This window comes from Eubacterium ramulus ATCC 29099, assembly GCF_000469345.1.
Lineage (GTDB): Bacteria > Bacillota > Clostridia > Lachnospirales > Lachnospiraceae > Eubacterium_I > Eubacterium_I ramulus.
Genome location: NZ_KI271191.1, coordinates 25,476 through 46,574, shown reverse-complemented (window position 1 = coordinate 46,574; position 21,099 = coordinate 25,476). Strand labels below are relative to the sequence as shown.

Below are 21,099 nucleotides of genomic sequence, written 5' to 3'. Positions count from 1 at the left end.
GCACCAAGTCTCACGTGCGTTCGACTTGAAAGTAAAAACTGAGATGAAATCTGATTTCCGGGAAAATTTGATTTCAAGAATTAAGTATAGCATACTTTGAAAAGAGGTGTATAGAAAAAGTTCTTCGTTTATAAAAAGTTCACAAATCGTTTACCGGTTTGTGTATTGTGCGATGACTTATTCAGTGGTAAAATATAGATTATGTTTAGCGGCTTATAGCCGCAAAGAAGGAAAGGTACAGGAGAACTACATGAATATTATAGAAAAAATTTTTGGAACCCACAGCGAGCGGGAACTGAAATCAGTTTATGCGATCGCGGATAAAATCGAAAGTTATCGTCCTCAGATGCAGGCATTGTCTGATGAGGAGCTGCGTGGTAAAACAAAAGAATATAAAGAAAGACTTGCAAAAGGAGAAACTCTGGATGATCTTCTTCCGGAAGCTTTTGCAACTGTCCGTGAAGCTGCAAAACGTGTGCTTGGCATGGAGCATTACCGGGTACAGCTCATCGGTGGTATCGTTCTTCATCAGGGACGTATCGCAGAGATGAAGACCGGTGAAGGTAAGACACTTGTTTCCACATCTCCGGCATATCTGAATGCACTGGAAGGAAAAGGTGTTCATATCGTTACCGTCAATGATTACCTGGCAAAACGTGATGCTGAATGGATGGGAAAAGTACATGAGTTCCTGGGACTGACCGTAGGCGTGGTTCTGAATGATATGGATCATGATGAACGTAAGAAAGCATATGAGTGTGATATTACGTATGTTACCAATAATGAACTTGGTTTCGATTATCTGCGTGACAATATGGTTATCTACAAGGAGCAGCTGGTACAGCGTGATCTGCACTATGCCATCATCGATGAGGTTGACTCTGTATTGATCGATGAGGCACGTACACCGCTGATCATTTCCGGACAGAGCGGCAAATCCACCAAGCTGTATGAGGCATGTGACATTCTGGCAAAACAGATGAAACGTGGTGAGGCAAGTCAGGAATTTTCCAAAATGGATGCCATCATGGGTATTGAAATCGAGGAAACCGGTGATTTCATCGTAAATGAGAAAGATAAAGTCATCAACCTGACACAGGAAGGTGTGGAAAAAGTCGAGAAATTTTTCAAGATTGACAACCTTGCAGATGCTGAGAATCTTGAGATCCAGCACAATATCATCCTTGCACTGCGTGCACATAACCTGATGCACCGTGATCAGGATTATGTAGTTGCAGATGATGAGATCCTGATCGTTGATGAGTTTACCGGACGTATTATGCCGGGACGTCGTTATTCTGACGGACTTCATCAGGCAATTGAGGCAAAAGAGCATGTAAAAGTAAAACGTGAGAGCAAGACGCTTGCAACTATTACATTCCAGAACTTCTTCAATAAATATGCAAAGAAAGCAGGTATGACAGGTACAGCCCTGACAGAGGAAAAAGAGTTCCGTGATATCTACGGCATGGACGTTATCGAGATTCCGACCAACCGTCCGATCGCACGTATCGACAGAGAAGATGCTGTATATAAGACAAAACAGGAGAAATTCGAGGCAGTTGTACAGGAAGTTGTGAAAGCACATGAAACCGGTCAGCCGGTTCTGGTTGGTACGATCACGATCGAGACTTCCGAACTTTTGAGCAGAATGCTGAAAAAAGAAGGTATTCAGCACAGCGTATTAAATGCGAAATTCCATGAACTTGAGGCTGAAATCGTAGCGCAGGCCGGTGTACATGGTGCAGTAACGATCGCAACTAACATGGCAGGCCGTGGTACCGATATCAAACTGGATGATGAGGCAAAAGCTGCCGGTGGTCTGAAAATCATTGGTACCGAGCGTCATGAATCCCGCCGTATTGATAATCAGCTGCGTGGACGTTCCGGCCGACAGGGAGATCCGGGTGAATCCCGTTTCTATATTTCTCTGGAAGATGATCTGATGCGTCTGTTCGGTTCTGAAAAACTGATCAATATGTTCAACGCAATGGGTGTTCCGTATGGTGAGCAGATTGAGCATAAGATGCTTTCCAGTGCAATCGAGAAAGCACAGGAGAAGATCGAGGGTAACAACTTTGGTATTCGTAAAAACCTGTTGGAGTACGATCAGGTTATGAACGATCAGAGAGAGATTATCTACGGCGAGCGCCGTCGTGTCCTGGATGGAGAGAACATGCGCAGTGCCATTTATAAGATGATCACAGACCGTGTGGAAGATACCGTAGATCACTGTGTATCGGATGAAGAAGGTAAGAAGTGGGATGTCCTGGAGTTAAATGAACTGCTGATCCCTGTCATTCCGATGCAGCCGTTAGGGGACGATGAGGTTCAGAGTCTGAACGCAAACGAACTGAAACATATGCTCAAAGAGCGTGCAGTGAAGTTATATGAGGCAAAAGAAGCAGAGTTCCCGGAGGAAGAGATGATCCGTGAGCTGGAGCGTGTCGTTCTGTTGAAAACCATTGATCGTAAGTGGATGGATCATATTGATGATATGGAGATTCTCCGTGAAGGCATCGGTCTTCAGGCATATGGTCAGAGAGATCCGCTGGTTGAGTACAAGATGGCCGGATTTGAAATGTTTGATGAGATGACGGCAAACATTCAGGAAGAAACCATCCGCCTGCTGTTCCATGTAAAAGTAGAGCAGAAGGTTGAACGTGAGGAGGTTGCCAAAGTAACCGGAACAAACAAAGACGATTCCCTGCAGAGAGCACCGAAGACACGGGAAACTAAAAAAGTATATCCAAATGATCCGTGCCCATGCGGAAGCGGTAAGAAATACAAACAGTGCTGCGGAAGAAAGGCATAGAAAGTGTAAAATACTATATGAAATAAAAAAATGGCATCTGAACGATGATATCGTCAGGTGCCATTTTTGGGTGAAAAGATGTTAATTTTGACAGAAAATATCTTTTATATACAGCGAAAATAATTTCGTTATGTCGTGGAGGATTACGGCAAAGGAAACGTTACTTCGACAAGAAAAAGCGTTTTATCTTTCTGCGTAAAAGTCAGGGTTCCATGGTGCATTTTGGCTATTTTTTCCGCACTTTTTAATCCGATGCGGTTGCTTTCAATGCCGGTCAGGTCTTTTTTTACTGCATTGGAAAGTATGATCTGGAAAATATCATTTTTCTGAGAAATCTGTAAAGTCACTGGTTCCGATTTATCCCCATATTTCAAAACATTAGAAAACAGATTTTGAAACAACCGCTTCAGGGATGTTTCATCGCCTTCGATCTGTCCGTACAATGGAGCTATGGTTTCTGATGTCTGAAATCCGGCAAGCCGGAGAAAATCCAGATGCTCGGAGAGCATGTGCTGTACATTTTTCAGAGGAACCGGAACCAGAAGAGGGGATTGCGGGGGTTCGTAAACCAGAGAATATTCAAACATGCGGTCGGTCAGCTGCTGGATGTCTTCTGTTTTTTGCAGACAGCGCCGGACATATTCAGATTGTTGCTCTGGATTGCGGCCAAGTGCCAGAATATCCAGATAACCATGTAAAATGGTTAGTGGTGTGCGCAGATCATGGGACATGGCAGTGATGAGGTCCTGATTGGCCCGACGGCTTTCCACTTCCTGCTGTATGTTGGTGTACAGGGTATTGCGCATCTGATCCAGTTCCCGTGCGAGGACACCAAGCTCATCATTTCCCATGGAAGCGATGGGATGATTTAAATCCCCACCGGACATTTGCAAAATGTGGTCTTTTAGAATGCCGATGTCCTGTACTTTTTTCCGCAAAAACAAAAGTGGCAGTAACAGCAACAGAAAGAGTGCAACTCCGATGGAAAACAGGAACCACGGAATGGTCAGTTTGGAGTTGTGGAAACTGGAGACATACAGTTCGCCGGTTTCGTTTTTAAATTCTACTTTTATCTGAAAATAATCTTCGATTCCGTTCAGAGGTAACACGCTTGCGTAATTACTGTATGTGATCTGAAAGATCATGTTGGTAAAAAAGTTCCAGTTCTTGCTGTGAACGATGTCGGCGGTATGCTGTGTACGAAAGTAACGTTCAGACCCACTGTAAATTGCGATGCCAGTGTAAGAATCCAGGCAGTCAAAAAATGGTTTGAACGCTGCCTGCTCCTGCTTATTATTTTCGGAAGAAGGCAGGTCGTAATTTTTGGCACGTTCTGTGAGCTCTGTCTTAAGAGTCTCGCGGTCCAGATCCATACCGGGAATGTGGCGGGCAATTTTCCATGCACAGGGCATCATATGCCAGGTGAGAGAAAAACCACCAACGGCCAGCATGAAGGAAAGCAGGATCGTGACAAGAAACTGCAAGCGGATCCGTGGAATTTTCCAAAGGGGGTTTTTGTCACAGAGGACAGTAAAATGTTTTGTGTGGGAACGCAATTCTTTGTGTTTAATTTTCTTTGTCACAGCGGTAGCCCCTTCCCCAGACAGTTTTGATCAGTGTCGGATTTTTCGGATCGTCCTCAATCTTCCGGCGCAGATTCCGGATATGCACCATAATGACGTTGTTCGCCCCATAGTAATATGGTTCGTTCCAGATAGATTCATAAAGGTGCTCTGTGGAGAAAATCTGTCCAGGATGCATCAGAAGCAGGAGCAAAATGGAGTATTCAGTATCTGTTAATTCCACAGGAAGACCGTTTTTGGTCACTTCCTGCGTCAGTTCATCCAACTGTAACTGGTGATAAGTGATTTTGTCCGGTTGCGAGGGTTGCGCTGGCTTTCCCTGATACACCTGATATCTGCGTATCATGGCTTTGGCTCGACTTACCAGTTCCGCATAAGAAAAAGGTTTTGCAAGGTAGTCATCGCCGCCGCTGGAAAAACCAAGCGTTTTGTCACTTTCCTGGGTGCGGGCACTTAAGAACAGGATCGGGACGTTTGTACTCTTGCGTATTTCCAGACAGGTTTGATAACCATTAAGACCAGGCATCATGATGTCCAGAATGATCAGGTCAAAGGTGTTTTCTTTTAACATGCCGAGAGCCTGGGTTCCGCTGGCGGCTTCATGTACCTGAAAACCTTCTCCGGAGAGGAGAATCTGTATGATCTCCCGGATTTCGGGATTATCGTCTGCGATTAAAATGGCTGCTTGTTCCATGATGATAACGAACCTTTCCATATATTTTTGTAAATTAACGTTTATCACTCACATCATAGCATAGTTATGAAGTTGTAGCATGTTTTCTTAAGAAAGATTCAGAAAGAAGTTCGTCTTGCGAACTTTTTCTGGACAAAGAATCGCAAAACTATTACAATGAAAATTAGGTAAGACCAGCAGACCAAAAAAGAGAGTTTGACATAGAGGAGCTGGATCAAAGGAGGATTATTTATGAGTGAACATATAACATATGTGGCAAACGGAGGACAGACTTACCAGCCATGTCAGGATAATGTAAAGGTACCTTTTGCATCTTATGAGAAACCGGCCAAACCGAATCCATTACTGCCTGAGCTGGAGCTGAATCAGGATGCCATTGACAAAGGATATGTACTTCCGTCACAGAAACAGCATTTTCTTCCCGGGGTAACATCTGAGATGATGGACTGGTTCTGGGCAAATATGGAAAAAGGATATTATCTGTGGGCTCCGGGCTCTCACAAGAAATTTACATGGGTAAAGACACCGGTAGAGTACGGTATGGAAGCTTCCGTTCATATGATCTCCGAAGCATGTGAACCGGGTGCAGCTGTATTTGGTGGCGAAGGTGTTGAAATCCACAGACTTGCGTTGAAAGAGTTCTTCCCGTTCACCACATGTCTGAAACATGTGATCTGCGAAGGTGTATACAACGATCTCGGTGAACTGGTGGATTCTACGGTTCATATGTGGGAAGATGTAGAAGGTGGCTGTGTGCATATTACAGCAACCGTACAGAACTCCAAAGTATCTGCACCGCCGGCCTTTATCATTGATATCCTGAAAAAAGATCCGAATGCGAAGATCGTACCGAACTTTCTGACCGAACATGAGGATTTTGAAGCAAGTCAGTGGCCGGTATTTTTACCGAAATTATATGATTTATGGAAAAATCATCCGGATCCGTCACAGAATGTACAGTGCTGCCTGGAAGTAGAGAAAACTGCTGAGGGATGGCGTTACATCAAAGAAAATGGTCCGGTTGTATTATAGTTCGATCCGCGCAGTCTGAACGGAGTCTCTGTTTTTTCCATGTAACCTGTGGATATTTGCGGCAGTTAATGTTATAGTAAGCTGTATGAACAGAGAATGTCTGTAACATTCATATTCTTAAATGCAAAATGCAAAAACAGAGACAGGATTGAGATAACGTATGGATAAAAAGAAGAAAAGTGCCGGTTCCAGCTGCGAATACTGTATGAATTACGAATATGATGAGGATTATGAGTACTATGTCTGTACCCAGGATCTGGATCAGGACGAGATGTATCGGTTTATCACCGGGCAGTTCCGGGAATGTCCGTATTATCGTGCCGGAGATGAGTACAGTATTGTAAGAAAGCAGATGTAAACCAGAATCGTGTGCAGATTTGTACACAGAAAAAGAATGAAAAAGAAACGAAAAGTGCAGGAGAACGAGTGGCTCCTGCATTTTTTTGTCTGAGTGTACCGAAAATCACATAAAAATTAAAAATATGTGTAATTTCTTGCCTGAGATGAAATTGCCCGCGGATAAAATGTGAAAAATGTGTGAAAAGCACTACTGGATTCGCCATGTTTTGGACTTATGAGATGGTGTGAGGTTTGATAAAATGCAGATATCAAGGTTTGGATAAGGAGGACAAGGTAGTTATGAAGATGAAAAAATTACTGACCATTTTACTGGCAGCATCTATCGTAGCAGGAAGTGCACAGGTGCCGGGACTGACCATGCAGGTACAGGCCGCACAGGTGCAGACACAGGAAAGTGCCGGAAGTGCAACCGCTACTTATAACGGAAAAACATTCAACCGCGCATCTGCCGCATATCAGGATGGCGATGTAAGCTATGAGGGAATGCCATTGTACAACGGAAATGCAGAGGATCTGGATGATTATGTGAATCTGATCATGGACGAGATCGGAGTGGATGGCTGGATCAGTATTCTGGCAGGCAAATCTCCGGTTGGTACTTACGCCGATGAGAATGGAGAGAGCAAAACATACAATGTGCCGATTACAGTAAACCGTGCGGCAGATGTGGGTCTGGATGGAGAGACACAGTGGCCGAATCAGCTGGCACAGGCACAGACCTGGAATACAGATCTGCTGAAACAGGCCGGTTCGGTATATGGCGATGAGATGCGTTCTAAATATGCGACATCATCTATTGGAACCACAGCAGTGGGCGCACATGCGGCACAGATTGATGCCCGTATGAATCCGTTATCCGGACGTTACGATGAGGGATACGGTGAAGATGCATTTATGATCGGAGAGATGGCAGACGCCTGGGCCGGCGGTATGGTTGGCGATGAGTCTGACGTTTATATGAAATCCATTCCGCAGACAAAGCACTGGACCACGTACAACTCCGAGTTTTTCCGTCTGCAGGGCGGCAACAACGTAAGTACTCGTACATTCTATGAGTATTATGGAAAAGCGGCTGAGAAGCCATTTTCAGATGGAACGATCACCGGTTATATGTCTTCTTACGGAAACATGAACCGTGTACCGACGACATCCACATTTATCCATGATTTCGCACAGAAAATAAGCAAAGACGGTGTGACTACAGGTTGTGATTTTATGGCTGAGTATGGTTATATCGACGAGCAGTACCGACTGAATGCATCCGGATTTTCCAACGGATATGATAAGCTGTATTCTTCTTCCCTTCTGGATCGTACCGCATCCATGATTCTGGCTGGTCATATTCAGGGAGGAACCACCGGTATTGCAGATGCTGACATTGCACAGACGATCAAAACCGCGGTGGAGAATCATGTGGAAGGTTTGACAGAGGATGATGTATATAAAGTAGCACGTCCGACAATTGTAACCATGGCACGTTCCGGCGCACTGGATGAACGAGATGAAAACGGTCAGCCGCGTTACTATCCGTATACGGATATCAAGACAGATCATTCTTCCAAAACAAGCCAGGAGACAGAGCTTCAGATGGCTGAAGAGTCTGTGGTATTGCTGAAAAATGAAAATCATACGCTTCCGTTATCCAGTGATTCCAAAGCCGGTGTCTATGGTGTGATGGCAGAAACGATGCAGTACGGACAGTATTCTTCCGAACTGGATGTCAATGATGAGAAATATAATACTTATGTACAGGGCGCAGGCGATAATATAGTGGAGGCAGTACAGAGCCAGATTGGCAGCGATAATGTATCTTATTCCACCGGAAACCGTGTGGTTGCGTACAAGACAGCCGGTGGATATGTAACAGCCACCGAGGATGAGAACGGTGCACAGCTCACAGTTTCCAACCCGGAAGAGGGCACCAAGGCAGCAGATCAGTCCAAGTATTTATTTGAGTATGCGGACTGGGGACAGGATGCATTCAGTCTGCTTTCTCTGGCAAATCAGAAATGGATCAATGCAGGTGTGAAAAACAATTCTCTGCCGGGCAATACCATGGGATTGTATGATGCGGCAGTTTCCAATAACGGATCTTACAGCATGAAAGCAAGTGCCGGAATGGCAACTGCAGTCAGCAACATGCCGACTTTCATGTCAAAACGTGCAGCGGATGAGGATGGAAATTATTACCTGAAAATGGGTGATAAATACAATGATACTGATTTTTCCACCACTTGGGCACTCAGCGATAAATTAGGTTGGTATCTGCAGACAACAGAGGATGGAAAAATAAAATTAAATGGTGATGCACAGCCGATTCAGGGACCGAATCTTCCGTTCCTTCTCGGAGGAAATCTGGCAACCGGTATCGCAGCATTTGAAAGTGCAGAAGATAAGACACCATATACTTTCAAAGAAGAAACGATAAAAGAGGCTGGTGCGGATTCCGAAGAACTGGCAGCAGATACGGATTATGCCATTGTAGTTATCGGACAGCCGTACAACGGTATTTCCGGTGAAGGTGTTGACCGTAAATATCTGAGCCTCAGTGAAGATCAGATGGATATGGTATCTACCGTTGCTGCAAATTATGCAAAAGCAGGCAAGAAGACAATTGTTATCATCAATACAGAGTATCCGGTAGAGGCAGAAGCTCTGCAGAATGATGAAAATGTATCCGCAATCGTATTTAATGCATTTGGCGGACAGTATGATGCAACAGCACTTGTAAATGTGCTTTACGGTGAGGCAGCACCGACCGGTCGTCTGGTAAGTACCTGGTATAAATCGAAGGATGCACTTCCGGCAATCGACGAGTACTCTGTTCCGAATAACGCAATGGCACTGATCGGACCGGATCTGGTACAGGGCATGACACTGGATGATATTGACGATAATGTAACCGTAGATATGACAGAGACAGATATGGAGCAGAAACATCTGACTTATATGTATGCAGATGATGAAGATGTTACCTATCCGTTTGGATATGGTCTGTCCTACTCTTCCTTTGACTACTCAGGCATGAGTGCAAAAGCAAATGAAGACGGCAGCGTTGATGTATCTGTAACTGTAAAAAATACAGGAAAAGTAGATACTTCTGATGTTGTGGAAATCTACGCTTCCAACCCGGATTCTTCCTATGGCAATGCCGTACCTAAGAAAAAACTGGTTGGATTTGAGAAAGTTGCTCTGAAAGCCGGAGAATCCGCAAATGTTGACATTCATGTAGATGCTTCTGCACTGGAAGTATGGGATGTCAATGCAGGTGAATATGTGGTAGAAGGCGGTACTTACCAGCTGTATGCGGCACATTCTTCTGATCTGAAGGGTGAGAATGTACTGAACAAAAAAGTAAAAGTATCCGGAAGTACACTCAGCAACGCTGATACTGCAGAAAAACGGAATGTATGGTCCTCTTCCTTTACAGCATCTGATGTAAAATATGTAGAGTATTCCAAAGGAAATACCGCAGAAGCCGCAGCAGCAGACAGCGATGAGATATTTGCGGTTATGGCAAAAAAATCAGGTGCATATACAGCACTTCTGAACGTGGATCTGGATCAGGTAAAACAGGCTGTCCTGACCGTTGCTTCCACAGAGGCAGAAAACGGAATCGAACTTCGTCTGGATGCTCCGGATGGAAAACTGATCGGTACTGCAACTTATGGTGCAACAGAAGCCGTTACAAACAAACGTACTGCTGACAATGGCGTGGATGCCGGAACTTACACAGAGCTTGGTTATACAACAGCCTCTGCTGATCTGAGCGGTGCATCAGGTGTTCATAACGTATATCTGGTATTTAAAAATGCAAATGCGAGAGTGGAAGGAATCCAGTTTGTAACATCAGGTGTGACGATTCCGGATGGACTTGCAAATGAGGCAGACGAAAATGGAAACTGGAACTATTATATCGATGGTAAAGTTGCCACAGATGCAACCGGCCTTGCTCCAAATGCTTACGGTTGGTGGTATGTAAAGAACGGAAAAGTTGATTTTACTTATACCGGACTTGCATCAAACGACCAGGGATGGTTCATGGTTGTAAACGGCATGGTGGACTTTGGCTATACCGGACTTGTAGCAAATGAGTATGGCTGGTGGATGGTACAGAACGGAAGTATCAACTTTGCTTACACCGGACTGGCTGCAAATGAGTATGGCTGGTGGTATGTCCAGAATGGAAGTATCAACTTTAATTACACCGGACTGGCAGCGAATGAGTACGGCTGGTGGTATGTAAATGGTGGAAAAATCGATTTCGGTTATACAGGCCGTGCAGCAAATGAGTATGGCTGGTGGAATGTAGTGAACGGAAAAGTAGTATTCTGATCATAGAGCGTGACAGAACCGGGGGTTTTATTCCCCCGGTTTTTGTTGTACAATCGTGAAAAAGACGGAGATAACATGCAGGCAATTGCGCAGTAAAATAAAATGTGATAAAAGAAAACATGCGACAAGAAATAACATGTTGGGAGAACGAAAATGGTTCATTTTATGGTTAGGAAAGAAGGACGGCAGGAGCCGGAGTGGTCATCAGATTATAGCTTTCTGATACCGCTGTCCGGGACAGTGAAGCTTTTTTTGAAAAAGAAAATTCTGGAACTGAAGAAGGGGGATGTTGTGATGATCGAACCCTTTCAGTATTTCAGTTTGTCTGATGTGTCCGGGAGCTGTTTGCTCTGTGGAGCTGACCTGACAAAGCTGATGTCGGGGCAGGGAGCGGCGCCGGGAAGGCTGGAGTGCAATTCTGTCATGGAACTCCACAAAGAACGGTATCACGAAGTAATCTGCGATATCTTACATCTTGTGCAGGAGATTCAGCAGGAAAATGTGTGTGCATATGTCCGTGAAATGAAATGGTCTTATCAGCTTCTGGAGCATCTGCTGCGTGACTTCCGGGTTGAGACAGAGATACCGGACACAGAGTTCCCGATGATGCAGAATGTGCTGTTTTACATTTCGCAGCATTATACGGAAGCGTTAACTCTGGCGGCATTGGCGGAACAGTTTTTTGTCAGCAGTTCGTATATTTCCAAAATGTTCCGGGAGAAGCTGGACACCAGTTTCTTGAAATATATCAATGAGATTCGCCTGTTGCATGCAGCGGGTCAGCTGCGGGATACCAGGAAAACCATTGACCGGATCGCAGAGGAGAGCGGTTTTAAAAATGCCAGATCTTTCAGCACCAAATTTCGGGAGTATTATCAGATTCTGCCTAGCGAATACCGCAGACAGCAGAAGACGGAAGTACCTGCACGGCTGCTGGCAGATGAGGAGCAGGAACTGGCAGCGTTTCTGCAGGAACTGGAAGCGGATTTTGCCGGGGCAGAACTGCTCAGCCATCCCGGGAAAAAACAGCTGATTACCGGAGTGGATTTGGATGGATTTGTCAGTCTGGATCAGCCCGGAGGGATTCTGACGATTCGGAAAGCCAGCTATCTGTTGCTTCATCCTGTGCGTAAGATGGTGCGGGAGCTTGCGGAAAAATTACATTTTACCGGTATTTATTTTCATGAACTGTTTCATGATGATATGGAAATTTATGTAAAAGACAGGGATCGAAGACCGCATTATAGCTTTTACCGGATGGATCAGCTATTTGATTTTATTGCAGAGTGTGGTCTGATCCCATTTGTAGAACTGTCTTTTGTACCGTTTCTTATGGTGGAGAATGTAAATAAAGACGCACTGATGCGCAATTCTATCTCCGATATGCCGACGGATATGCAGCAATGGGATCGGCTGGTATACCATGTGGTGGAACATATGGTGGAACGGTATGGCCGCAGTCAGGTGTTGAAATGGAAATTTTGCGTGTGGAATTCACCGGATAATCCGGGGATCAATTATTCTGCACTGCAGCGTGAAAATTATTATCGTCTGTATTTGTCTACCTGGAAAGTGATCAAAGCAATCGATGAGCGGTTTCAGGTTGGGACGTCAGCTTTAATGTCAGTAAATTTACTGTATCCGGAGTGGATGGACAGTTTTGCATCCTTTTATCAGAAGCAGCATTGCGAACCGGATTTTGTCATGATGAATCTGTATACCGTGGATGATACACCGCAAAGTATCCAGAGGCATCAGTCTGCCGGTATTATGCAGCACAGGGATGCCGTGTATGATGTGATACGGAGGATTTTGAACAATAATGAGGATTGTGGATGGCAGGTGAGGGCCTGGTATGTGGCGGAGTGGAATTTCGATCTGGGCTGGAACAACGCCCTTCAGGATACCATGTTTTATCCGGCATATATTGTAAAAAGTATGGTTGATTGCTGGCAGACGGGGATTTCCTTTGGAGTGATGGATCCGCTGGAAAATCTCTCAGAGGATCAGATGATACAGGGATCTTTTCAGGGCAAGCGTGGGATCTTTACCTATGATTTTATTAAAAAACCTTCTTACTATGTGTATGAGATGCTGGCAAAAATGGGTTCCTATTTTATCAAAAAAGGGGAAAACTATCTGATCACGAAGTCAGAGGACGGGGAAATTCAGATCTTATTATATAATTATCTGCACCTGTCAGAAGCATATTGTCAGAGAAAGCTGGATCGGAATAAAATCAGCCCGGGGATGTTGGAGCCGGAACATGATCTGACTTATGAAATTCGTCTGGAACATGCAAAAGAGCGGACGTATCTGAAAGGAACGAGTGTGCTGAATGAAAAGAATGGAAATCCGTATGGATTTTGCAAAAATTATAGAAGAGCAGCGCGGATTTCATCTGCGGATATTGTTTATATCAACGAAAAGAATCAGCCGCTTCACACGACTGATTATGTGAATCGTCAGGAAGATGGAAGTATCTGTCTGTACGAACACCTTGAGCCATTTGAAGTCCGGCTGATCCGGTTAAGTGTTATGTAGGTGATAGGGGACTGATCGCAATTAAAAAAGGCAGCTGCATATCGAAAGTGTTGTTTCGGATACAGCTGTCTTTGTCTGTAAATTAAATCATATGCAGCACATGGATCAGAAGCAGCCATGCGAGTCCATAGTAAGTGATAACGGCAACCAGATCATTGACGGTTGTAATCAACGGACCGGAAGCAACTGCAGGATCGATTTTGATCTTGTGGAAAAACATCGGGATCAAAGTACCGACCATGCTGGAAATTACCATGGCTACCATCAGGGAAAATCCAACGCAGCCGGAAATCAAAAATGCATGTCCCATTGGATAATGTTTTAATACACAGATGTAAAGTCCGATAAATACGAAGGAAAGGATTCCAAGGAAAAGTCCGTTCAGGAATCCGACCTTCATTTCTTTCAAAACAAGGTTGAATTTCTGCTTTGCAGTCAGTGTCTCATCTACCAGAACGCGGATGGTAACAGCCAGAGACTGGGTACCAACGTTTCCTGCCATATCCAGAATCAGGGACTGGAAGCACATGACAATGGGCAGTACGGCTACAACGGTTTCAAATACGCCGACCACAGAAGATACCGCCATGCCGAGAAACAGCAGAATGATCAGCCATGGCAGACGTTTTTTGATACTGGTGGATGTTTTTTCGTGCAGATCTTCTTCTGCGGTCAAACCAGCCAGCTTTGCGTAATCCTCACCAAGCTCATCGTCTACGGCTTCCACAATATCCTGGGCAGTCAGAATACCGATCAGTTTTCCACTGTCAGTCAGAACCGGCAGAGAATCTTCGGCATAATCTTTGATGGTTTCGATGCAGTTATCAATTTTTTCATGATCTGTTACATACGGATAGGATGTACTGATGATGCCATTCAGTTCATCGGTTTCGCGGGCAATGATCAGATCTTTCAGATCGATGGCACCGTAAAATTTATCTGCATCATCTACCACGTAAACCGTGGAGATATTATCATTTTCACCAGCCTGTGTCACCAGTTCCCGCATGGCCTGGCGGATACTCAGATCTTTGCGGATGACTACGAAGTTTGTAGTCATCATGCTTCCAATCTCGTCCTCGTCGTAGGAGAGGATCAGACGGATGTCGTGGCTGGAATCTGCATCCAGCAGTGTTACGATTTTCTCTTTTGCGGATGCTTCCATCTGTTCCAGAATATCTACCGCATCGTCAGAATCCATGAAGGATACAATCTTTGCAGCCTGGTTGATGCTGAGCTCAGACAGATACTGTGTCGGTGTTTCGAGATAGGAAAAAATCTCTGCAAGCCTTTCGGCACCGAGTACCGGGTACAGTTTTTTGCGCTGCTGTGGTGACAGCAGTTCCAGCGCATCCGCAATATCTCTCTCATGATAGTCATTCAGCCGATCCAGCAGGACTTCATTTTTTAACGGGCTCTGAATGATTTTCAGTAATTCTTCTGCATAGTTTGGTCTTTTTAATGTTTTTTTCATCTCATTTCCTCCTGACAGCCCTCAGGTACTTAGGTACATTTGTCATCTTTTAAAGGCAGAATGGTAATGCAATAGTGTACCTCTGAAAAAAGGGCATAAAAAATCACCGCTTACGAAATTACGAAAGCTAATGTTACAGTTGCAGACTGTGCAGTATAGGAATTCTTAAAGTTCATTTACGAATTACAACGAATTACATATGAACTGATCGTATACGGTGGGAAAATGAATGAAATAAAAATATGGGAAATAATGAACAATTCTATTGAGCGAATGAATCCGTTAAATATATAGACAAACTGTTTTTTCGAATATTTTTATAACAATTTTATCTTCAATTGGAAATGAAAATGCAGGAATCAGTGAATCACATGGAACAGCTGCATATTCAGTTTCCATTGTCTGCCACCGCAGATCATACTTCGTCCTGTACTATCACAATTGTCCATGATCACACCTCCTGTTGAAAATTTTTGAATTCTTTTGTAAAAGAGTTTTTGGATTTGAATTATTGTAAATTTGAATTGGTTTCAGCTGTTTGCTTCAAAACCTTGGCTAGTTTAATACGAAAAAATAGATTCGTCAAGAAAAAAATGATGATTTACGAAAAATTTACAGAAAAATAAGGATCCTATATAATATGGTGAGGCATTAGAATCCTTATTTGAGACTATGTTTTTCAATTATTGTATGAAAAAACGGGTTGTGTTATAGTAGTCTTAGTTTTTAAGATGTTTACATAATACACAGATTACTAAAATGGCAATGATGACTAATAAAATGTATAGCATATAATTCTCCTTTGTTTATGAATATGAAACCAATCAGATATATAAAAGAAAATTTTGGAAAAATACCATTTTGCAATGAAAAACCGGATACCGCGCCACATTTAGGAAAATTTTGTTTTCCTGTCTGCTGGCGTTGTTTTGCATTAATTACCAGTATTCTTATAACGTATCTGGTAGCACATGTTTGGTTGAACATGATATTTCCACTGTGGATATCATTTGTTATGATATGCCCGACTGTTATTGATGGAATTGCCCAATATATATTTGGTATCCTGAGCAACAATCGACGGCGATGTATTACTGGTATTATTAGCGGAATAGGGATTACAATGACAATCCTGCATATACCACAATACTTTTAATATATCTGTAACCATTAAAACAAGTAAATTATATCATTGATCCGATGATTTGTATAGGATGAAATGTGAATAATATTTTATGAATTATTATCATGTGCAGGATACGGAGATTATGGTACGTAGAAATGGGATGGAGAAGCGGATATTTCGCAGAGGAACAGCAGAAAGAGCAGGAGAATTTGCAGAGAAGTTTGGTAAAAGGGAATGGGGATATTGTTGTGGAATGCTGCATGATATCGGAAAATATTCTAAAGAATTTCAGAGGAAAATACAGGAGAATACAAATGAAAGGGTGGATCATGCTACTGCAGGAGACAGGACTTCCTGCTATTCGCTGGCATGATCTGAGAAGTATATATTGCACTCTGTTGTTAAAGAATAATTTCTCTCCTAAGGCAGTAGCCAAGTTGATGGGAGATGCAAGAGAGTTGATAACCATGGATGTATATGGAGATAATGGAAATATTATAGCTGAGGAGATTCCACCGGAATTGCTTTCTTATATGGAAGAAGTATTACCGGAAAAGAAGAAGGATAATATAGAAAATGTTTTGGATACGCTGATAAATGTAGAAGAATCTCATAGAACTAATGTTCGCTTTGCGTATACAAATCCATATTTCCATGATATAATAGCTCTTACATTTGAGTGTTAATTCGCCCACGTTAGTTTTACTACTTTTTATAAGTCTATAAAATGTCAGGTGGTGAACAGAATTCGTCAAGAGGCATATTTGGGCGAAATCGGAGAATGTGCTTCGACGAATTTCTGCCTGATAGACGAACTTTTTTGATATAAAAACTAGGAGGTGCTTTTGTGCAGGATTCACAACAAATCTTCAAACTTCATTCCGAATACCAACCCACAGGAGACCAGCCCCAGGCAATCGAAAAACTGGTCAAAGGCTTCAAGGAAGGCAATCAGTTCGAGACGTTGCTTGGAGTCACAGGTTCCGGTAAGACATTTACCATGGCAAATGTTATTCAGCAGCTGAACAAACCGACGCTGATCATTGCACACAATAAGACGTTGGCGGCGCAGCTTTACGGGGAGATGAAGGAATTTTTTCCACACAACGCAGTGGAATATTTTGTCTCCTAGCATGAGAAAGTTACAAAATAGGTGGTATTTTGTGGTATGTGGGTGGTTGAACATCCAGATGTTGTGGAAGTGGTAGAGGTGAGAGTATAGGTGAAAAGAGGGTGGATGAAGAGGTTTTGTGACTTTTCGTTGTAAATTTTTTAATAATAATTAAAAAATAAGGTGTATGGAAAGAAAATACTTGATATAATTTGATTATGAGTCTAACGGAATATATATAAGAAAGAGAGTACAAATGAATTATTTAGAAAATTTTAAAAAAGAAAAAAATTTAATTGAAAGATTTAAAGAAGAAAATGCCTATTTATGTTGGGTGATGGCATTATATTTAGATAGAAATGATGTGTACGAATTAGGTACGGATAATTTGACAGATGGAAAAAATGATAGAAAAATAGATTTTATAGATTTAGATATTGGAAATGAAAGAATTACGTTGGCGCAGGGGTACTATTCAAAGAAAGATAAAGATGAGGCTCCAGCTAATAAGGCATCAGATATGAATACGGCATTAGCTTGGTTGTTATCAGGAGATATGAATGAAATTCCAGAATATTTGAGAAGTATTATTGCTCAATGTAGAGAAGCAATAAAGAACAATGAAATATCATGTATAGATGCTGTTTATGTTCACAATTTATCAGAGTCTAAAAATTGTAAAAATGAATTGGATACTATTCAAAAACACCAATCGAAATTGTTTGAAAGTTATAATATAGAAATTGAAACACACGAATTAGGAAAGCAAACAACTGAAAATTTATATATGTCAAGAGAATCACAGATTTTGATTAAAGATAAAATCGAAATGGAGGAGATTCCTTTATTTGCAGAAAAGTCTGATGGATGGGATGCGTATGTGTTTTCGGTAAGTGGAAAATGGTTATTCGAATTATATAATAAATATGGAGATGATTTGTTTTCAGCAAATTATAGAGGCTTTTTAGGAATAGGAAAGAGAAAGAAAATCAACAATTCAATAAGGCAAACTGTAGAAATGGAACCAACAAATTTTTGGGTATATAATAATGGAATTACAATTCTTACATTGGGTGTAGAAGAAGATAAAAATAAAAAAATTATAAGTGGTTTGTCTGTAATAAATGGAGCACAAACTACGGGATCTATTAGTATGGTAGAGGACTCTAAGAAAAGTAATTTAGAAGATGTGAAAGTTTTGTGTAGGGTAATAAAATGCAATGATATTAATTTGATTCCTAAAATTGTAAAATCAAATAATACACAGAATGAAATTACTTCGTGGGATCGTTATAGTAATGATCCAATACAGCTTTGTTTAAAGGAAGAATTTAAAAAATATGGAAAGGAATATTCATTAAAAAGAGGATTCGATGATACAACAGATTCTTTTGGAATATATACAATAGCACAGCCGACGTTAGCGTTTGAAGGAAATTATTCTGAGGCAAATAGAGGAAAAAATAATATATTTAAAAACAATTATCTGTATAGATCTGTTTTTGAAGATAAAAGAGCAAGGCATCTATTGTTAGTATATTCCTTAGCGCAGGCTGTTGATGAAGTAAAATATGAAATCAAAGATATGACGTCAAAAAAGGAAGAGCTAAAAGATGATGAAATAGCAAAACTCGCCTTTTTTAGAAATTTGAAGTTTAAAATGTTTTTAATTGCAATAATAGCAGAATGTTTGGATTCAATTGTTGATTTTAAAGTTGATAAAAAAACAATTGCGTTGTCAGAAGTTGCTGCACAAGATAGTTTGGAGTCGATAAAAAATAAATGGAAAAAATTTGTGAATAGTATATTAACTATATTAGGAAGTCAAATAAAAATTGAAGAAATAAATGAGTATATTTCGGATAAGGAAAAATTTGAACAATTATGTAAAACATTAAAAGCATTAATAAGCGTATTGCAAACTTCTTCAGCTACAAAGTTTGATGAATTAACAACAAGCTTGTGGAAAGGATAATGATACATAGCCGATTGGTTCACCAAGAATCAGTCGGTTTTTTCATGCCCATTTTTATACATAGCCAGTCCCGAAAAAAGGATTGGCTATTAAATTTTTCGAGGAAGGAGGAAACCATATGACCAAGTGTAAAGTAATTGCCCTTGCAAATCAGAAGGGAGGAACAGCCAAGACCACAACTACATTAAATCTGGGAATCGGTCTTGCACATCAGGGGCGAAAAGTATTATTGGTCGATGCTGATCCGCAAGGTGATTTAACAACTGCATTAGGATGGACCGATGCAGATAATCTTCCGGTTACATTGGCAACACAAATGAAGAAGATATTACAAGATGAACCATTTGTGTATAATGAAGGCATTTTGCACCATGAAGAAGGAGTAGATATTATTCCGACCAACATTGAATTATCGGGCATGGAAATCTCACTGGTAAATGCCATGAGCAGAGAGCAGACTTTAAAGCTGTATCTGGCAGATTTGAAAAAGGATTATGATTATATCCTGATTGATTGTATGCCTAGTCTGGGAATGTTGACCATCAATGCATTAGCTGCCGCAGACAGTGTAATCGTTCCGGTGCAGGCTCATTATCTTCCATTAAAGGGCATGACGCAGTTAATGAAAACAATCGGCAAGGTACAAAGGCAGCTAAATCCTAATCTGAAGATTGATGGAGTCCTACTGACACTTGCAGATGTGAGGACAAAACTTGCAAGAACAACAGAGGATAGCCTTCGAGAAAATTACGGGAAACATATCCGAATTTTTAAAACGGTTATTCCGCTGGCTATTACAGCAGCAGAAAGCAGTGCAGCAGGACAGAGCATTTATGAGTATGACAAGAATGGAACTGTTGCAAAGGCGTATGCAGAATTTACGAGGGAGGTGATTCAATGTGGCGAAAAACAGAGAAATAAACATGAATCTTCCCTCAGTCGATGACCTTTTTAGTACGCAAGAAGAAAGAGACCAGAAGAATCAGGAATATGTAAAAGATATTTCTATTTATGAAATTACAGATTTTCCGAATCATCCGTTTAAGGTAAAGATGGACGATAAGATGTTGGAAACAATTGAGAGTGTTCGTGATCATGGTGTATTAGTGCCTGCACTTGTTAGGGAGAAACCAACGGGCGGGTATGAAATGATTTCCGGACACCGCAGAAAAATGGCAAGTGAACTGGCTGGAAAAGAGACAATGCCATGTATTGTAAGAAATCTTAGTGATGACCAAGCAGTTATTGTCATGGTTGACAGCAATCTTCAGCGAGAAGAAATCTTACCATCCGAAAAGGCATTTGCTTATAAAATGAAACTTGATGCCATGAATAGACAAGGAAAGAGAACAGATTTAACTTCGACACCACTGGTGTCAAAGTTTCGGACAAATGAAATTTTGGCACAAGAAGCAGGAGAAAGTCGAGAGACAATCCGTCGATATATCCGCCTTACAGAACTTATCCCGGAAATTCTTGAAATGGTCGATGACAAAAAGATTTCTATGCGTCCGGCGGTGGAGCTGTCTTATTTGCCGAAAGAGGAACAGGAGATATTGTACGACACCATGGAGTCGGAGGCTTGTACCCCAAGTCATGCACAGGCAATTAAAATCCGCAAATTTTCAGCAGAGGGCAGGTTGAATGAAGATGTTTTGCTGTCGATTATGTCAGAAGAGAAGCCAAATCAGGTAGAGCAGTGGAAAATCCCGAAGAACCGACTGAAGAAATATTTTCCGTCGGGAACATCACAGCAGAAAATGGAGGAAACCATTATCAAAGCACTGGAATTATACCGGAAACGGGAAAAAAGCAGGGAACGATAGGCATTTTGACACCAAGGGAAAAGTCTATCCGTTGGTGGTCAATGAGAAATCAGCTTTTTCCTGTTTTCCCCTCCCCACACCCTACCCCTTTGGTTTACCAGCAGATTACCAGCCGAAAAGACAATAAGGAGCCGGGAACATTTTCTCTTTCGGCAGGTCAGAGATTCCCACACCCTGCATGACAGCAGGGAATAAACAGCACAAAGCAACAACAGGCGTTCCAG

14 protein-coding genes and 1 pseudogene are annotated in these 21,099 nt (G+C 41.9%); 12 read left to right on the top strand and 3 right to left on the bottom strand.

Translation table 11 applies throughout. The annotated features are described in order from the left end of the window. The first annotated feature begins 250 nt into the window (after nucleotides 1-250). Nucleotides 251-2,815, top strand: a complete 2,565-nt coding sequence (gene secA / locus HMPREF0373_RS15455) for a preprotein translocase subunit SecA (protein ID WP_044964958.1) — start codon at nucleotides 251-253, stop codon at nucleotides 2,813-2,815. A 143-nt stretch (nucleotides 2,816-2,958) separates the two neighbouring features. Here secA and HMPREF0373_RS15450 read toward each other — a convergent pair whose 3' ends face one another. Together HMPREF0373_RS15450 and HMPREF0373_RS15445 are read right to left on the bottom strand one after the other, a co-directional pair. Beyond that, nucleotides 2,959-4,398 (bottom strand): sensor histidine kinase, encoded by a 1,440-nt coding sequence (locus HMPREF0373_RS15450; protein ID WP_021740741.1) that lies wholly within the window; start codon nucleotides 4,396-4,398, stop codon nucleotides 2,959-2,961. Then, on the bottom strand, nucleotides 4,382-5,092 hold the full coding sequence (locus HMPREF0373_RS15445) for a response regulator transcription factor (RefSeq protein WP_044964955.1): 711 nt from the start codon (nucleotides 5,090-5,092) through the stop codon (nucleotides 4,382-4,384). Before HMPREF0373_RS15445 ends, HMPREF0373_RS15450 begins: the two co-directional genes overlap by 17 nt. A 231-nt stretch (nucleotides 5,093-5,323) precedes the next feature. Between HMPREF0373_RS15445 and HMPREF0373_RS15440 the strand changes: the two genes are divergently transcribed. The 4 genes from HMPREF0373_RS15440 to HMPREF0373_RS15425 all read left to right on the top strand — a co-directional run bounded on the left by HMPREF0373_RS15440 (nucleotide 5,324) and on the right by HMPREF0373_RS15425 (nucleotide 13,363). Beyond that, the gene (locus HMPREF0373_RS15440) at nucleotides 5,324-6,124 is read left to right on the top strand and encodes a DAPG hydrolase family protein (protein ID WP_021740739.1); all 801 of its coding nucleotides are present in this window, start codon (nucleotides 5,324-5,326) and stop codon (nucleotides 6,122-6,124) included. A 160-nt stretch (nucleotides 6,125-6,284) separates the two neighbouring features. Next, nucleotides 6,285-6,482, top strand: coding sequence for a DUF6472 family protein (locus tag HMPREF0373_RS15435; RefSeq protein WP_021740738.1), 198 nt, complete (start codon nucleotides 6,285-6,287; stop codon nucleotides 6,480-6,482). A 281-nt stretch (nucleotides 6,483-6,763) separates the two neighbouring features. Further along, nucleotides 6,764-10,819: a glycoside hydrolase family 3 C-terminal domain-containing protein gene (locus tag HMPREF0373_RS15430; RefSeq protein ID WP_044964952.1), complete on the top strand. Its 4,056-nt coding sequence runs from the start codon at nucleotides 6,764-6,766 to the stop codon at nucleotides 10,817-10,819. A gap of 153 nt (nucleotides 10,820-10,972) precedes the next feature. Then, nucleotides 10,973-13,363, top strand: coding sequence for a GH39 family glycosyl hydrolase (locus tag HMPREF0373_RS15425; RefSeq protein ID WP_021740736.1), 2,391 nt, complete (start codon nucleotides 10,973-10,975; stop codon nucleotides 13,361-13,363). An 82-nt stretch (nucleotides 13,364-13,445) separates the two neighbouring features. Here HMPREF0373_RS15425 and mgtE read toward each other — a convergent pair whose 3' ends face one another. After that, on the bottom strand, nucleotides 13,446-14,837 hold the full coding sequence (gene mgtE, locus HMPREF0373_RS15420; RefSeq protein ID WP_021740735.1) for a magnesium transporter: 1,392 nt from the start codon (nucleotides 14,835-14,837) through the stop codon (nucleotides 13,446-13,448). An 808-nt stretch (nucleotides 14,838-15,645) separates the two neighbouring features. Here mgtE and HMPREF0373_RS17820 point away from each other — a divergent pair. The 7 genes and pseudogenes from HMPREF0373_RS17820 (at nucleotide 15,646) to HMPREF0373_RS15390 (ending at nucleotide 20,875) form a co-directional block, all read left to right on the top strand. Beyond that, a complete protein-coding gene (locus HMPREF0373_RS17820) occupies nucleotides 15,646-15,993 on the top strand; it encodes a DUF2085 domain-containing protein (protein ID WP_021740734.1) in 348 nt (115 codons plus the stop codon). Between the two features lie 79 nt (nucleotides 15,994-16,072). Next, the gene (locus HMPREF0373_RS15415; RefSeq protein WP_021740733.1) at nucleotides 16,073-16,336 is read left to right on the top strand and encodes a CRISPR-associated endonuclease Cas3''; all 264 of its coding nucleotides are present in this window, start codon (nucleotides 16,073-16,075) and stop codon (nucleotides 16,334-16,336) included. A gap of 67 nt (nucleotides 16,337-16,403) precedes the next feature. Further along, nucleotides 16,404-16,649 carry a hypothetical protein gene (locus HMPREF0373_RS17450; RefSeq protein WP_242831223.1) on the top strand — a complete coding sequence of 82 codons (246 nt, stop codon included), beginning with the start codon at nucleotides 16,404-16,406 and terminating at the stop codon, nucleotides 16,647-16,649. A 179-nt stretch (nucleotides 16,650-16,828) separates the two neighbouring features. Beyond that, nucleotides 16,829-17,092: pseudogene (locus HMPREF0373_RS15405) on the top strand (DEAD/DEAH box helicase family protein); the annotation flags it as partial. Nucleotides 17,093-17,330: 238 nt separating this feature from the next. Next, nucleotides 17,331-19,049 carry an AIPR family protein gene (locus tag HMPREF0373_RS15400; RefSeq protein ID WP_021740730.1) on the top strand — a complete coding sequence of 573 codons (1,719 nt, stop codon included), beginning with the start codon at nucleotides 17,331-17,333 and terminating at the stop codon, nucleotides 19,047-19,049. A 118-nt stretch (nucleotides 19,050-19,167) separates the two neighbouring features. Continuing rightward, on the top strand, nucleotides 19,168-19,995 hold the full coding sequence (locus HMPREF0373_RS15395) for a ParA family protein (RefSeq protein ID WP_044964947.1): 828 nt from the start codon (nucleotides 19,168-19,170) through the stop codon (nucleotides 19,993-19,995). Next, the gene (locus tag HMPREF0373_RS15390) at nucleotides 19,973-20,875 is read left to right on the top strand and encodes a ParB/RepB/Spo0J family partition protein (protein ID WP_021740728.1); all 903 of its coding nucleotides are present in this window, start codon (nucleotides 19,973-19,975) and stop codon (nucleotides 20,873-20,875) included. Before HMPREF0373_RS15395 ends, HMPREF0373_RS15390 begins: the two co-directional genes overlap by 23 nt. Nucleotides 20,876-21,099 lie beyond the last annotated feature (224 nt).